Annotated in this window: 12 protein-coding genes; all 12 read left to right on the forward strand. The window is 70.7% G+C overall.

Annotated features, from left to right (window positions below):
- The first annotated feature begins 52 nt into the window (after positions 1-52).
- On the forward strand, positions 53-1,249 hold the full coding sequence (locus QK288_RS06935) for a Gfo/Idh/MocA family oxidoreductase (protein WP_281267076.1): 1,197 nt from the start codon (positions 53-55) through the stop codon (positions 1,247-1,249).
- A 29-nt stretch (positions 1,250-1,278) separates the two neighbouring features.
- On the forward strand, positions 1,279-1,968 hold the full coding sequence (locus tag QK288_RS06940) for a ThuA domain-containing protein (protein ID WP_281267077.1): 690 nt from the start codon (positions 1,279-1,281) through the stop codon (positions 1,966-1,968).
- 8 nt (positions 1,969-1,976) lie between these two features.
- Entirely contained in the window at positions 1,977-3,050 is a 1,074-nt protein-coding gene (locus tag QK288_RS06945) for a Gfo/Idh/MocA family oxidoreductase (protein ID WP_281267078.1), read from the forward strand.
- A 141-nt stretch (positions 3,051-3,191) separates the two neighbouring features.
- Complete coding sequence (locus QK288_RS06950) at positions 3,192-4,199, forward strand: LacI family DNA-binding transcriptional regulator (protein WP_281267079.1); 1,008 nt, start codon at positions 3,192-3,194, stop codon at positions 4,197-4,199.
- Between the two features lie 91 nt (positions 4,200-4,290).
- On the forward strand, positions 4,291-5,586 hold the full coding sequence (locus tag QK288_RS06955) for an extracellular solute-binding protein (protein WP_281267080.1): 1,296 nt from the start codon (positions 4,291-4,293) through the stop codon (positions 5,584-5,586).
- Positions 5,587-5,751: 165 nt separating this feature from the next.
- Positions 5,752-6,654, forward strand: a complete 903-nt coding sequence (locus QK288_RS06960) for a sugar ABC transporter permease (RefSeq protein ID WP_281267670.1) — start codon at positions 5,752-5,754, stop codon at positions 6,652-6,654.
- Complete coding sequence (locus QK288_RS06965; RefSeq protein WP_281267081.1) at positions 6,651-7,589, forward strand: carbohydrate ABC transporter permease; 939 nt, start codon at positions 6,651-6,653, stop codon at positions 7,587-7,589. Before QK288_RS06960 ends, QK288_RS06965 begins: the two co-directional genes overlap by 4 nt.
- The gene (gene yicI / locus QK288_RS06970; protein ID WP_281267082.1) at positions 7,589-9,928 is read left to right on the forward strand and encodes an alpha-xylosidase; all 2,340 of its coding nucleotides are present in this window, start codon (positions 7,589-7,591) and stop codon (positions 9,926-9,928) included. Before QK288_RS06965 ends, yicI begins: the two co-directional genes overlap by 1 nt.
- 102 nt (positions 9,929-10,030) lie before the next feature.
- On the forward strand, positions 10,031-11,227 hold the full coding sequence (locus QK288_RS06975; protein WP_281267083.1) for an ROK family transcriptional regulator: 1,197 nt from the start codon (positions 10,031-10,033) through the stop codon (positions 11,225-11,227).
- On the forward strand, positions 11,224-12,267 hold the full coding sequence (locus tag QK288_RS06980; RefSeq protein WP_281267084.1) for an NAD(P)-dependent alcohol dehydrogenase: 1,044 nt from the start codon (positions 11,224-11,226) through the stop codon (positions 12,265-12,267). Before QK288_RS06975 ends, QK288_RS06980 begins: the two co-directional genes overlap by 4 nt.
- Before the next feature lie 258 nt (positions 12,268-12,525).
- The gene (locus QK288_RS06985; RefSeq protein WP_281267085.1) at positions 12,526-13,905 is read left to right on the forward strand and encodes an MFS transporter; all 1,380 of its coding nucleotides are present in this window, start codon (positions 12,526-12,528) and stop codon (positions 13,903-13,905) included.
- Positions 13,906-14,126: 221 nt separating this feature from the next.
- Positions 14,127-15,554, forward strand: a complete 1,428-nt coding sequence (gene glmU / locus QK288_RS06990; RefSeq protein ID WP_281267086.1) for a bifunctional UDP-N-acetylglucosamine diphosphorylase/glucosamine-1-phosphate N-acetyltransferase GlmU — start codon at positions 14,127-14,129, stop codon at positions 15,552-15,554.
- Positions 15,555-15,607: the final 53 nt, after the last annotated feature.

Consider the following 15,607-nt stretch of genomic DNA (forward strand, 5'->3'; position numbering starts at 1 on the left):
ATAAACGGTAGGGTGGTTCGTGGCAAGCACACGATCGCAAGGGAGCGAGCGGATGGCACAGCGCGGACGGGAACCGGAGCGACTGCGGGTCGCGATGGTCGGGCACGGGTTCATGGGGGCTGCGCACTCGCAGGCCTGGCGCACGGTCGCCCGGTTCTTCCCTCTGGGGCTCGAGCCCGAGATGTCGGTGATCGTCGGCCGGGATCCCGACCGGACCGAAGCGGCGCGCGAGCACCTCGGGTGGGAGCGCGCATCCACCGACTGGCGTGCCGTCGTCGCCGACCCCGAGATCGACGTCGTCGACGTCTGCTCGCCAGGCGCATCGCACGTCGAGGTCGCGATCGCGGCGCTCCGCGCTGGGAAGCACGTCCTCTGCGAGAAGCCGCTCGCGAACTCCGTCGCCGACGCCGAGGCGATGACGGCGGCCGCGGCCTCGGCGGCCGAACACGGTGTGCGGTCGATGGTCGGGTTCAGCTACCGCCGGGTCCCCGCGATCGCCTTCGCCCGCCGGCTCGTGCAGGACGGTCGGATCGGCACCGTCCGACAGGTCAGGGCGCTGTACCTGCAGGACTGGCTCGCCGACGAGGACGGTCCGATGACCTGGCGCCTCGACAAGGAGCAGGCCGGCTCCGGGTCGTTGGGCGACATCGGCGCGCACGCGATCGACCTCGTCGAGCACATCACCGGGGCGACGCTCACCAGCGTCTCCGGCACGCTCGAGACCTTCGTGCGCGAGCGGCCGCTACTCGCGGAGGGCGTCGGGCTCTCCGGCACCGCGTCGACCGAGCGCGGCACCGTGACCGTCGACGACGCCGCCTGGTTCCTCGGTCGGCTCGCCGGGGGAGCGGCCGACGGAGCCGTCGGGTCCTTCGAGGCGACCCGCTACGCCACCGGACGGAAGAACGGGCTGACGATCGAGCTGAGCGGCACCAGCGGCGCGATCCGGTTCGACCTCGAGTCCATGAACGAACTCCAGGTCTACGACGCCTCCGCCGCGGCCGGCGAGCAGGGGTTCACCCGCGTGCTCGTCACCGAACCCGAGCACCCGTACATGGCGGCGTGGTGGCCCACCGGACACCTGATCGGGTACGAGCACACCTTCACGCACGAGGTCGCGGACCTCGTCACCGCCATCGCCGAGGGCACCGAGCCCCGACCGTCCTTCGCCGAGGGACTGCACGTGCAGCGCGTGCTCGACGCCGTCGAACGCAGCGCCGCCGACGGCAGCAGCTGGACGGCGATCCCGTGACCGAGACAGCACCACACCGAGAGGAGCCCATGCGCCACGCGCTCGTCGTCCGCGGCGGCTGGGACGGGCACCAGCCCGTCGAGACCACCGACACCTTCATCCCGTTCCTGCGCGACAACGGCTTCGACGTCCGCGTGTCGGACTCGACGGCCGTCTACGCGGACGCCTCCGTGATGGACGGCATCGACCTCGTCGTCCAGGTGAACACCATGACCACCATCGCACCGGACGAGTTCGCCGGCCTGCAGCGCGCAGTGCTCGCCGGCACCGGCATGGCCGGGTGGCACGGCGGCATCGCCGACGCCTACCGGGACAACGCGGACTACCTGCACATGATCGGTGGGCAGTTCGCCCACCACGCCGGCAAGCACCCGGACGAACGCGTCGGCGACCAGACCGACAACTACGTCCCGTACACGGTGCACATCACCGAGCTCGGGCACGAGCACCCGATCACGGCGGGCATCGAGGACTTCGACCTGGTGACCGAGCAGTACTGGGTGCTGAGCGACGAGTACAACGACGTCCTCGCCACGACGACGCAGCAGGCTCGGCCGTGGGACGCCTGGAACCGCCCGGTGACCTCGCCCGCGATCTGGACCCGGCAGTGGGGGAAGGGGCGTGTGTTCGTCTCGGCTCCCGGACACCGCGTCGAGATCGTCGAGCAGCAGCCTGTCCGCACGATCATCGAACGGGGCCTGCTGTGGGCCGCGCGCTGAGGGTCGGGATGGTCGGCGTCGGGAACATCAGCCGGCAGTACCTCGAGCACCTCCCGTCCCTGCCGAGCCTCCGTCTCACCGCGGTGGCCGACCTCGACACCGAGCGAGCAGCCGAGGTCGCCCGGGAGCACGGGGTCGCCGCACTCGGGGTCGACGAGCTCCTGACGCACGACGACGTCGACGTGGTGCTCAACCTGACGATCCCCGCGGCGCACGCCGACGTCGCGACCCGGGCGCTCGCCGCGGGGAAGCACGTCTACGGCGAGAAGCCGCTGGCCCTGTCGACGGCCGAGGCGGCACCGGTCCTCGAACTCGCACGCACCGCCGGACTCCGGGTCGGCAGCGCGCCGGACACCGTCCTCGGTACCGGGATCCAGACGGCACGGGCAGCGCTCGACGACGGCGTGATCGGGACCCCGGTCGGCGCTGCCGTGGCGTGGAGCGCGCCCGGACACGAGCTCTGGCACCCGGCACCGGCGTTCTACTACCAGCCGGGGGGTGGCCCGCTGCTCGACATGGGGCCGTACTACCTGACGAGCCTCGTGTCGTTCTTCGGACCCGTCGTCCGTGTCAGCGGCAGCGCGACCCGGTCCACCCGGGAGCGAACGGTCGGGACCGGACCTGCGGCAGGGACCCCGATCCCGGTCGACGTGGACACCCACGTCGTCGCCGTCCTGGAGCACGAGAACGGGGTCGTGTCCACGGTCTCGGTGTCGTTCGAGGTCTGGGCGACCAGGACCCCGCTCTTCGAGGTGTACGGCACGTCCGGCACACTCGCGGTGCCCGACCCGAACGGGTTCTCCGACCCGGTGGAGCTCGCGACGGCCGACGACCGGACGTTCCGTGCGCTGCCGGTGCAGGCGGGCTACGCGGATGCCGGCCGCGGGTACGGACTCGCGGACATGGCGCGGGCGATCGACACCGATCGACCGCACCGGGCGAGCGGCGCCCTGGCGTTCCACGTGCTCGAGGTCATGGAGGCGGTGGCGACCGCGTCGCGCGATCACGTCGTGGTCGAGCTGACGTCGCGCGTGGAGCGACCGGACCTCGTCCCGGCGGGAGCGCGGCCCGACTCCTGGTGACCACAGCGGGCAGGGTGGCGGATTTGTTGCCGAGAACCACAAAAGGCTTGCGGTCGGCACACCAGTCCTGTTAGCGTCGCCGTCGCAGGTCGTCGAAGCGCTTCGCTTCGGCCGCAGACGACGAGCACGAGGAGGTGCGCGATGGTGACGATCAACGAGGTGGCGAAGGCCGCCGGTGTCTCGATCTCGACCGTCTCGTACGCCCTCTCCGGCAAGCGGACGATCTCAGCCACCACCCGCGCCCGCATCGACCGCGCGGTCGCCGAGCTCGACTACCGCCCGAACGCCGGAGCCCGCATGCTCGCCGGTGCCCGCACGGACATCCTCGCGCTCTCCGCGCCGATCCGACCGGACGCGCACCTGCCGACCCACATGCGGTTCGTCACCGCCGTCGTCGAGGCTGCTCGCGCGCACGACGACGACGTCCTGCTGCTGGCACGCGACGACGAGGTGACCGGCATCCAGCGCGTCGCGCACTCGTCCCTCGTTGACGGCGTCGTCGTTCTCGGGGTCTCGACCGACGACGAACGTGCCGACGTCGTCCGCGCATCTGGTGTCCCCGCCGCCTTCGTCGGCGTGCCGGGTGACACCACCGGCCTGACCTGCATCGACCTCGACTTCGCCGAGGCCGGCCGGGCATCCGTCCGGCGGCTCGTCGCCGACGGACACCGCAGCATCGGCGTGATCGGACACCCGGCGACCTACGTCGAGCGGCACACCGGCTTCATCCGTCGCTTCGCGGACGCGTTCGACGACGAGTGCCGTGCGTCCGGGGTCGCCACCGTCGCGCACTACCCCTCCCTCGACCGGGCCGACCAGCGTGCCGCCGCTGATCGACTCCTGACGGAACTGCCCGACATGACCGCGCTCGTGTTCCACTGCAACGAGCCGGTCGTCGACACGGTCCTCGCCCACCTGTCGTCCCGTGGCATCCGTGTCCCGGACGACCTGTCGGTGCTCGCCGCCTGTGCGAGCTACGACACCACGGTGATGGACACCCCGCTGTCCACCATCCCGCTGCCGCTCGAGGAGATGTGCCGCGGCGCCGTGGAGCGCACCGTCCGCCAGGTCGACGGGACGCACGAGCCCGGCGTGACCCTCATCCCGCCACGGTTCACCGACCTCGGCAGCATCCGCCGGATCGGGTGAGCCCACCCCACCGAACGCGTTCCTCGACGTGCATCGTCGAAGCGCTTCGACAACCACCGAGAACCACCGACCCCTACAAGGAAGTAGTGACATGAAGAAGTCCCGTGTGCTCGGCGCCCTCGCCGGGCTGGCCGCGGCCGCAGTCGTCCTCAGCGGTTGCTCCGCCGGCGGCGACAGCGCCGCCGAAGACGGCAAGACCCTCAAGCTCTGGCACTACGAGTCCGAGGACTCCGCCATGGGCAAGGCCTGGAAGGAGTCCATCAAGGTCTTCGAGAAGGAGACCGGCGCGAAGGTCGAGTTCCAGGAGAAGAGCTTCGAGCAGATCCGCAAGACGGCCAGCCAGTCGCTCAACTCCGACCAGGCGCCCGACCTCATCGAGTACAACAAGGGCAACGCCACGGCCGGACTGCTCGCCAGCCAGGGCCTCCTCAGCCCGCTCGACGACGCGGTCAAGCAGTACGGCTGGGACGACAAGCTCGCCAAGTCGCTGCAGACCACCGCGCGCTACGACGACAAGGGCGTGATGGGCTCCGGCTCCTGGTACGGCGTGCCCGACTACGGCGAGTACGTCGAGTTCTACTACAACAAGGAGCTCTTCCAGAAGTACGGCGTCGAGGTCCCGAAGACCATGGACGACCTCGAGTCGGCCATGGCGACGTTCCAGGCAGCAGGCGTCACGCCGCTCGCCGAGTCGGCGGCGGAGTACCCGCTCGGCCAGCTCTGGTACCAGTTGGCGCTCCAGAAGGCCGACCGCGACTGGGTCGACGACTACCAGCTGTACAAGAACCCGGTCGACTTCTCCGGCAAGGAGATCAGCACCGCGACGAAGACCGTCCAGGACTGGACCGACAAGGGCTACATCTCGTCCGACTCCACCGGGATGAAGGCCGAGGACGCCGGGACCGCGTTCATCAGCGGCAAGTACCCGATGTTCTTCTCCGGCTCGTGGTGGTACGGCCGCTTCACCACCGAGATGCAGCAGGACTGGGGCACGTTCCTGTTCCCGGGTGCCGAGATGTCGCCAGGCTCCTCCGGCAACCTCTGGGTGGTCCCGACCAAGGCGAAGAACAAGAAGCTCGCCGAGCAGTTCATCGACATCACCCTGCGTCCGGAGATCCAGGCGATCATCGGCAACAACGGCGGGGTCCCCGTCGCGGCGGACGAGTCCGACATCACGGACCCGAAGAGCAAGGAACTCATCGCCAACTTCAACACGCTGACCGAGCGTGACGGCCTGGCGTACTACCCGGATTGGCCCACGTCGACGTTCTACGACCAGCTGAACGCGGGGCTCCAGAGCGTGGTCAACGGCAGCAGCTCCCCGTCGAAGGTCGACGACGAGCTCGGCCAGCAGTACGCGGACGGCGTCAAGGCCGTCACGGGCTGACCCGGCCTGGAGGCACGGTGCGGGTCCGCCCCGCACCGTGCCCCCGCCACCCCCACCACACCAGAACACCCATCACTTCCGGAAGGGAAGCCCACCATGGCATCCAGTCCTCCCGTCACCGCGCCCCGGCGGCGCGGCCGCCGGCCCGCCGACGTCGGCGCCATCATGCCCTCGAGCGGTCGTGGCAGCTACTGGTTCTACCTGCTGCCCGGGTTCGTCCTGCTCGCAGCGATCATCCTCGTGCCGCTCGGCTGGAACGTGTACCTGTCGTTCACGAACTACCGGGGCATCCTCCCGCCGCAGTGGACGGGCCTCGACAACTGGCGGCGGCTGATGGCCGACGGGCAGTTCTGGATCTCCTTCCGGAACAGCATCGCGATGATCCTCGCGATGGTGATCGTGCCGACGAGCCTCGGTCTCGTCCTCGCCGCCGCGCTGTTCGACGTGATCGGCAAGAAGTTCGGCGGGCGGCTCGCGAGCTTCCTCCGCGCGACCTACTACCTGCCGCAGATCCTGCCGGCCGTCATCGCGGCGATCGTCATCGGCTGGATCCTCCGGCCGGAGAACGGCGCCCTCAACGTCATCCTCGACGCGGTCGGACTCGGCGGCCTCCAGCACAACTGGCTCGGCAGCCCGGACACGGCGCTGCTCTCCGTCGCGGTCGTGCTCGTCTGGGTGCAGATCGGGTACCCGGTCGTGGTGTTCATGGCCGCCCTGCAGCGCGTCGACCCGGAGCTCTACGAGGCGGCAGAACTCGACGGCGCCGGCTGGTTCCAGCGCTTCCGTGCGATCACCGTGCACATCATCCGGCCCGAGATCTTCGTGGTCGTCCTCACCTGCACCATCGCTGCGCTGAAGGTCTTCGGACCGGTGTACGCGCTGACCGGTGGCGGCCCAGGGAACGCGACCATCGTGCCGAGCTACTACTCGTACAGCCAGTTCTTCCAGGCGCAGCAGGTCGGGTACGGCGCGACGATCGCAACCGCGCTCACCGTCGTGATCGTCATCGTCGCCATCGCGTTCATCGCGGCCCAGAACCGGGCCGAGCGGAAGGAAGAAGCCCGATGACCGGGATCGTGTCAGCACCGACGACCGAGGCGGCCTCCGTGACGGACGCACGCCGAGCCTCCAGGCCGACCGCCGGAGGCCCCACGCGCCGGAAGAGCGCCGGTGAGGGCGGGCGCAAGCGCCCGGCCGACTGGATCGTCCTGGCCGGCGGCATCGTCATCGCCGTCCTGATCGCCGCGCCGTTCCTGCTCATCCTGCTCAATTCGTTCAAGACGCCGGCGGACTACGCGGCCGGTGGGCCGCTCGCGTGGCCGGCGCACATCTCGTTCGACGGCATCACCACGTTCTGGAACCGCGTCGACTTCCCGCTGAAGCTCTGGAACAGCGTCTTCATCAGCGGCTCGGTCGCGATCCTCGCGGTGCTCATCTCGATCCTCAACGCCTTCGCGATCGGGATCGGCCGGGTGCGGTACCGCACCTGGATCGTGGTGCTGTTCATGCTGGCGAACATGCTCCCGCAAGAGGTCCTGCTCTACCCGCTCTACATGATGTTCAAGGGCATCGGACTGTACGACAACGTGTGGAGCGTGATCATCGTCTTCACCGTGATCCAGTCCGCGTTCGGGACGTACCTGCTCTCGAGCGTGTACGGCACCTTCCCGAAGGAGATCCTCGAGGCGGCCGCGCTCGACGGTGCCGGCCGCTGGCGGGTGCTGTGGCGCGTGATCGTGCCGATCAGCCGTCCGACGCTGTCCGTCCTGCTCATCTTCTTCTTCATCTGGACGTGGAACGAGTTCCTCATCCCGCTGACGTTCCTCGTCAGCAACGACAACCAGACGGTCCCCGTCGCGATCTCCCTGCTGCAGGGGGACCGGCTGATGGACGTCACCACCACGAGTGCCTCGGCGCTCCTCGGGCTCATCCCGACACTCGTGTTCTTCCTCATCTTCCAGCGCACCCTCGCGCGCGGCATCACGGCAGGAGCGGTCAAGTAATGAAGTTCACCGACGGGTTCTGGCAACTCCGGCCCGGCGTCCAGCCCCTGTACGCGCAGGAGGCCCACGACATCGACGCGGTGCACGCCCCTTCGGGCGACCGCCTCGTCGTCACCGCGCCGACGAAGGTCATCGAGTCCCGGGGGGACACGCTCAACCGGCCGACGCTCACCGTCACGCTGTCGAGCCCCATGGAGGGCGTCGTCACCGTCCGCGTCGAGCACTTCCGGGCGCCGCGGCCCGAGCTGTCCTTCGACCTGGTCGGGAAGGAGCCGGGGCACGGGACGGCCACGCTGACCGACGGTGTCGGGACGCTGACGTCCGGGGACCTCTCGGCCGTCGTCACCCCTGGGGCGCCGTGGGACCTCCGGTTCCGATCCGGCGACCGGGAGCTGACCGGCAGCGGCCACAAGTCGCTCGGCCACGTCACCCTGGCGCCGGGGGCCGAGGTCTCCCGCGGGGTCGTCGGCAACGCTCGGGTGCAGGGCGCCGACGCGCCGACGTCCTCGACGTTCGTGCACGCCCAGCTCGACCTCGGGGTCGGGGAGTTGGTCTACGGGCTCGGCGAACGGTTCGGTCCGCTCGTCAAGAACGGCCAGACCGTGGACATCTGGAACGCCGACGGTGGCACGTCGAGCGAGCAGGCCTACAAGAACGTGCCCTTCTACCTGACCAACCGCGGGTACGGCGTGCTCGTCGACCACCCGGGACACGTGTCGTTCGAGGTCGGCTCCGAGGCGGTCGAGCGCGTGCAGTTCTCGGTCCCCGGAGAGTCGCTCGTGTTCCACGTCATCGGCGGCGGCACCCCGGCCGGGGTCATCGAGCGCTACACCGCGCTCACCGGCCGGCCGGCGCACGTGCCGGCGTGGTCGTACGGCCTCTGGTTGTCGACCTCGTTCACCACGGACTACGACGAGGCGACGGTCACGTCCTTCGTCGACGAGATGGCCGCGCGCGACCTGCCGGTGAGCGTGTTCCACTTCGACTGCTTCTGGATGCGCGAGTTCAACTGGTGCGACTTCGAGTGGGACCCCAGGGTCTTCCCGGACCCGACCGGCATGCTCGGTCGGCTGCACGACAAGGACCTGCGCGTCTGCGTGTGGATCAACCCGTACATCGGGCAGCGCTCCCCGCTGTTCGACGAGGCGGCGACGGCCGGGTACCTCGTGCAGAACCCGGACGGCACCGTCTGGCAGTGGGACCTCTGGCAGGCCGGCATGGGGCTCGTCGACTTCACGAACCCGGACGCGAAGGCCTGGTACCAGGGCAAGCTCCGCGCACTCGTCGACCAGGGCGTCGACTGCTTCAAGACGGACTTCGGCGAGCGGATCCCGCTCGGCGTGACGTGGGCGGACGGCAGCGATCCGGAACGCATGCACAACTGGTACACGCAGCTGTACAACGAGGCCGTGTTCGAGGTCCTGGAAGCGGCCCGCGGTGCCGGTGACGCCGTGCTCTTCGCGCGCTCGGCGACCGCCGGCGGCCAGCAGATGCCGGTGCACTGGGGCGGCGACAACACCTCGTCGTTCCCGTCGATGGCGGAGACGCTCCGCGGCGGGCTCTCGCTCGCGCTGTCCGGCTTCGGGTTCTGGTCGCACGACATCGGCGGGTTCGAAGGACGCCCCGACCCCGCGGTCTTCAAGCGCTGGGTCCAGTTCGGGCTGCTCTCCTCGCACAGCCGCTTCCACGGCAGCAGCTCCTACCGCGTCCCGTGGGCGTTCGACGAGGAGGCGGTCGAGGTGACCAGGGCGTTCACCCGTCTGAAGCTCCGCCTGATGCCGTACCTCTACGGGCTCGGGCTGCAGGCGTCGGAGCGCGGGCTCCCCGTCATGCGACCGATGCTGCTCGAGTTTCCGGACGACCCGACGGCTGCGTACTGCGACCGGCAGTACATGCTGGGGTCCGACCTGCTCGTCGCGCCCGTGTTCAGCGAGTCCGGCGACGTGCAGTACTACCTGCCGGCCGGGTCGTGGACGAACTGGTTCACGGGTGAGGTGGTCTCCGGCGGGGTGTGGCGCACCGAGCGGCACGGGTTCGACACCCTGCCGCTGTGGGTCCGCGGGGGAGCGGTGCTGCCGCTCTCGACCCGCACGGACCGGCCGGACCACGACTACCTGGCGGCGCTCGAGCTCCGGGCGTTCCCCGCGGGGACGACCGGCAGCGTGGACGTCCGGGTGACAGCACCCGACGGGCGGTCGGAGGTCTGGACGGTGTCGACCGAGTCGGGGGACGAGTCGTCGGTGTCGGCCACCGGTCCGGTGCCGGACGGGTGGCGGCTGTCGCTCGCCGACGGCCCGACCACCGAGGCGGACGGTGGTGTGGCGCGGCTTCGGTACTGATTTGTTGCGCGGCACCACAAAATGCTGGCGGGAACGCCGCTGCCGCGCCATGATGAGTGCAGGGACCTGGAGCAACCGCGGACGGTCGACCGGAAGGGCACGATGCAGCGCGACACACCGGCCGGCGGCAACCGGAACACCGCGCGTGTGCTCCGACTCGTCCATCAAGAGGGGCCGCTCACCCGCGCGGACCTGACGCGCGCGACCGGCCTGAACCGCTCCACGACCCTTGCGCTCGTCGGGGAACTCGTCGAACTCGGCCTGGCCTCCGAGACCGAGGACGGCGCGGCCACCGGGGTCGGGCGACCGAGTCCGGTGGTCCGTGCGTCGGCCGACGTCGTGGCGGCCGCCGTCACGGTGGAGATCGACGCCGTGACGGTGGCCATGGTCGGCCTCGACGGCAGCATCCGGTCCCGGGTCACCGAGCACACCGACGACCGACCGACCGCTGACGAGGCCGTGCAGATCGTCGCGAGGCTCCTCGACGAACGCCCCGCGCGCCTCGTGGGGGTCGGCGTCTCGATCCCCGGCACGGTCCGCGTCGAGGACGGTCTCGTGCGGGACGCGCCGCACCTCGGCTGGCGCGACGAGCCGTTCGCCGCGCCACTCGCCGGCGCGACCGGCCTGCCCGTGCGCGTCGCGAACGACGCCAACCTCGGTGCGTGGGCGGAGCGCCTGTACGGATCCGGCCGCGGGGTGTCCGATCTCGTCTACCTGAACGGCGGCGCGAGCGGCATCGGCGGCGGGGTCATCAGCGCCGGTCAGCCGTTGAGCGGCGCGGACGGGTACGCGGGGGAGCTCGGCCACACCTTCGTCGCGGACAACGGGATCCGCTGCCACTGCGGCGCCATCGGCTGCCTCGAGACCGAGGCGTCGCGTGCGTCGCTCGTCGCCGTGACGGGCGTGCCGGCGGACGACCTGCCGGCGCTCGCCGAGGCCCTCGCGGCCGGCGGCCCGGAGGTCGACCGCGTCGTCGACCGGCAGGTGGCCGCGTTGGCGACCGGCCTCCGCAACGCCATCCACACCGTCAACCCCGAGGTGGTCGTGCTCGGCGGGTTCCTCGGGGTGCTGCTCGGTCACGTCGGGGACCGCGTGCTCGAGGCCGTCCGAGCACAGTCGATGGCCGCGATGGTGGACCGGGTCCGCATCGTGCCGGCCGAACTCGGATCGGACGTGCTGCTCCGCGGCGCCGCCGAGATCGGGTTCCGTGAGCTGCTCGACGACCCGGCGCGCATCCACGCCCTGACGGAGCGGCCGACAGCACGTCCATCCGAACGACAGAAAGCGGGTACCCCGTGACCACGGACCAGCAGACCCAGCGCGTCAGCGTCCTCCTCGGGCAGGACGACCTCACGATCGAGGACCGCCCCGTGCCCGCCGTCGACCCGGGCGACGTCCTCGTCGAGGTCGCCGCCGTCGGCGTGTGCGGCTCCGACGTGCACTACTTCCGGCACGGGCGCATCGGGGACTTCGTCGTCTCGTCGCCGCTCGTCCTCGGCCACGAGCTCTCCGGCACGATCGTCGCGGTCGGCGACGGCGTCGACCCCGGACGCGTGGGGGAGCGCGTCGCCGTCGAACCGCAGCGTCCGTGTCACCGGTGCGCACAGTGCCTCGCCGGGCGGTACAACCTCTGCCCGGACATGCGCTTCTACGCCACACCCCCGGTCGACGGCGCCTTCGCGGGCTTCGTCACCATCGAGGCCGAGTTCGCGCACACCCTGCCCGACTCGGTGTCGTTCGAGGCCGGTGCCCTGCTCGAGCCGCTCTCGGTCGGGATCGCCGCCGTGCGGAAGGCCGGGATCGTGCCGGGTTCGTCCGTGCTGATCGCCGGTGCCGGCCCGATCGGGATCATCTGCGCGCAGGCGGCCAAGGCCTTCGGTGCGACCCGGATCGTCATCAGCGACCTCGTCCCCGAACGCCGTGAGCGCGCGCTGTCCTACGGCGCCACCGAGGTCGTCGACCCCACCGTGGTCTCCGTCGCCTCGGACATCGCGCCCGTCGACGCCTTCATCGACGCCAGCGGTGCGCCGCGTGCGGTGTCGGACGGCATCAAGGCGGTCGGTCCAGCCGGTGCCGCGGTGCTCGTCGGACTCGGGAACTCCGAGATGACGCTGCCCGTCGAGCACATCCAGAACCTCGAGGTCACCGTCACCGGGATCTTCCGGTACACGGGCACGTGGCCGGTTGCGATCGGGCTCGTCGCATCGGGGCAGGTCGACCTCGACTCGCTCGTCACCGGACGGTTCGGGCTCGACCAGGTCCGCGAGGCGCTCGAGAGCGACACCGACCCGGACTCCCTGAAGTCGGTCGTCTACCCGAACGGCGTCCCCGCCGCCTGATGCGCAGCGCCCACCCATCGGACGGGAGGCTCGGTGCGAGCCCGCCCCGAGCCTCCCGTCCGGAGCGTGACCGGTCACGACACACCGTGTGCGTGCCGCCGTGCGGTCGGTGAGCGTCGCTGGGCGACGCCCTGGCCGACGGTTCTCGACCGGTCGGCGGACCTGAGCGGGGTGTCTCGACCGCTCGCGACCGGTCGTCCGGCACGCGCCCCGGAACGGGGGCACCGGCGGGACACCAGGACGCGCTACGGTTCGCCCATGACCGTCGTGCCCCCGCCGCAGCGCACCGATCGTCGCGCCCTCGTCTCCTGGGCACTCTGGGACTGGGGCTCTGCTGCGTTCAACGCCGTCGTCACCACGTTCGTGTTCAGCACGTACCTGGCGAGCCGCGCGTTCGTCGACCCGGCCCTCGTCGCGGCCGCGGACTCCTCGGCCACCGCGGCACGTGCCGTGGAACGCGAGCTCGCCCACAACGCAGCCGTGGTGTCGACGGCCCTCACGATCGCCGGCATCGTCGTCGCGCTGGTCGCACCCGCCGTCGGCCGGCTCGCGGACTCGTCCGGACACCGCCGGCGGTCGGTGCTCATCGCCACGATCGGCGTCGCGCTGTCGATCGGTGCGATGGTGTTCGTCGCACCGAGCCAGCCGTACCTGGTGCTCGGTGCAGCGCTCATCGGCATCGGGACCGTCGCGTACGAGATCGCCTGCGTCGGCTACAACGCCATGCTCGGCCAGGTCGCACCGGGTCCCCGGACCGGCCGGGCATCGGCGATCGGCTGGGCGGCCGGCTACTTCGGCGGCATCGTCCTGCTCGTGCTGCTGCTCGTGCTCTGCATCCAGGACTTCGGCGGCGGTGACACGGCCGGACTCCTGAACCTGCCGGCGACCGTCGCGTCCGGGCAGTGGGACGTCCGCGTGGCGATCGGCATCGCCGCGGTGTGGCTCGCGGTGAGCTCGATCCCGCTGTTCCTCGTCGTCCCCGAGGCGGAGCGTGCCCCCGACCAGCGCGGGAACCTGTTCTCCGCCTACCGCGACCTCGGCCGGGACATCGCGCGGCTCTGGCGCGAGCGCCGGAACGTGCTCGCGTTCCTCATCGCCAGCGCGGTGTTCCGCGACGGCGTCGGCGCGGTCTTCACCTTCGGCGGCATCATCGCCGCGCAGGTGTTCGGGTTCAGCGCGTCCGGCGTCATCATGTTCGCGATCGTCGCCAACGTCGTCGCGGGCATCTCCACGGCGCTGTCCGGCCGGCTGGACGACCGGTTCGGCTCCCGGGCGATCATCATGGTGTCGCTCGTCGGGCTGGCGGTCTGCGGCCTCGCGGTGCTGTTCGTCGGCACGGCGCAGATCGGCTTCTGGGTGCTCGGCCTGGCCCTGTGCATGTTCGTCGGACCCGTGCAGTCCTCGTCGCGGGCCTACCTGGCGCGGCTCGCGACCCCCGGCCGCGAGGGCGAGCTCTTCGGCCTCTACGCCACGACCGGGCGTGCCGCTGCGTTCATCGCCCCGGCGATGTTCGGCATCGCGGTGACGATCGGCGGTTCGACGCGCTTCGGCATCATCGGCATCGTCGTGGTCCTGGTCGCCGGCCTGGTGCTGATGGCCTTCGTCAAGCGCGAGGACCCCGTGGCGCCCGCCGCGTAGGTGGTCGATTCGCGCGTAGGTAGTCGATTCGCGCGTAGGTGGCCCGATTTTCCGACCCCCTACGCGCGATTCCGCTTTCCATCGCGCGTGACTTGGGTGCGAACGCACGCACGGACGGGAGGCGCGGTGCGGGTCGGACCCGCACCGCGCCTCCCGTCCTGGTCGCGTGCCGTCCTGCTGTTGCCTTGGTGCGTCGTGGCCGGGTGGGCCAGGATGGGGTGATGACCGACCAGCGGATCGCCGTCGTCGTCCTCGCCGCCGGGCAGGGCACGCGCATGAAGTCCTCGACCCCGAAGGTGCTGCACCGGCTCGCCGGACTGCCCCTCATCGCGCACGTCCTGCGGACGGCCGAGTCCCTCGAGCCGGAGCACATCGCCGTGGTCGTGCGGCACGAGCGCGACCTGGTCGCGGCCGAGGTCGCCGAACGCATGCCGGACGCCCTCGTGGTGGACCAGGACGAGGTCCCCGGGACAGGGCGCGCCGTCGAGGTCGCGGTCGCCGCGCTGCCCGCCGACTTCGACGGCGCCGTCGTGGTGCTCTCCGGCGACGTCCCGCTGCTCGACGCGGTGTCGCTCCGGCAGCTCGCCGACGTGCACGGGCGCACCGGCAACGCGGTCACGTTCGTCAGCGCCATCGCACCGGATCCGACCGGGCTCGGGCGGATCGTCCGCGACGACGCCGGCGCCTTCGTGGGCGTCGTGGAGCACAAGGACGCCACGGACGCGCAGCGGGAGATCACCGAGACCAACGCCGGCATCTACGCGTTCGACGCCGTGCACCTGCGTGCCGTGCTGCCGTCGCTGACCACGGCGAACGCGCAGGGCGAGAAGTACATCACCGACGCCCCGGCACTCATCGCCGCACGCGGCGGGCACATCGACGTCGTGACGCTCACCGACCCGTGGCTGGTCGCCGGGATCAACGACCGCGCGCAGCTGTCGGACGCCGGACGCGAGCTGAACGCCCGCATCGTCCGCGCGCACCAGCGTGCAGGGGTCACCATCCAGGACCCGGCATCGACGTGGATCGACCTCGACGTGTCGATCGAGCCGGACGCCGAGATCCTGCCGGACACGCAGCTCATCGGCGCCACGGCGATCGCCTCTGGTGCAGTCGTCGGACCGGGGACCACGCTCCGCGACACCGAGGTGGGTGCCGGGGCCACGGTGAACCGGGTCGACGCCACCCTCGCCGTGATCGGCGACGGCGCGTCGGTCGGTCCGTTCGCCTACCTCCGGCCGGGCACCATCCTCGGCGACCAGGGCAAGATCGGCACCTTCGTGGAGACGAAGAACGCCAAGATCGGCCGCGGCAGCAAGGTCCCGCACCTGTCCTACATCGGGGATGCCGAGATCGGCGAGGACTCGAACATCGGGGCGAACACGATCACCGCGAACTACGACGGCGTGCACAAGCACCGGACCGAGGTCGGGTCGAACGTCCGCACCGGCTCGCACAACGTGTTCGTCGCCCCGGTTAGGATTGGTGACGGGGCGTACACCGGTGCAGGTACGACGGTCCGCAAGGACGTGCCGGCCGGGTCGCTCGCGATCAGCTACGCCCCACAGCGCAACACCGACGGATGGGTCGACGAACACCGACCCGGTACGCCGGCGGCCGAGGCGGCTCGGCGCGCGCGAGGCGAATGAACCACCGCGACGGCCATCGGTCGTCGGACCCTCGACACACACGGCCCTGCTGG

It is taken from the genome of Curtobacterium sp. 9128 (assembly GCF_900086645.1).
Lineage (GTDB): Bacteria > Actinomycetota > Actinomycetes > Actinomycetales > Microbacteriaceae > Curtobacterium.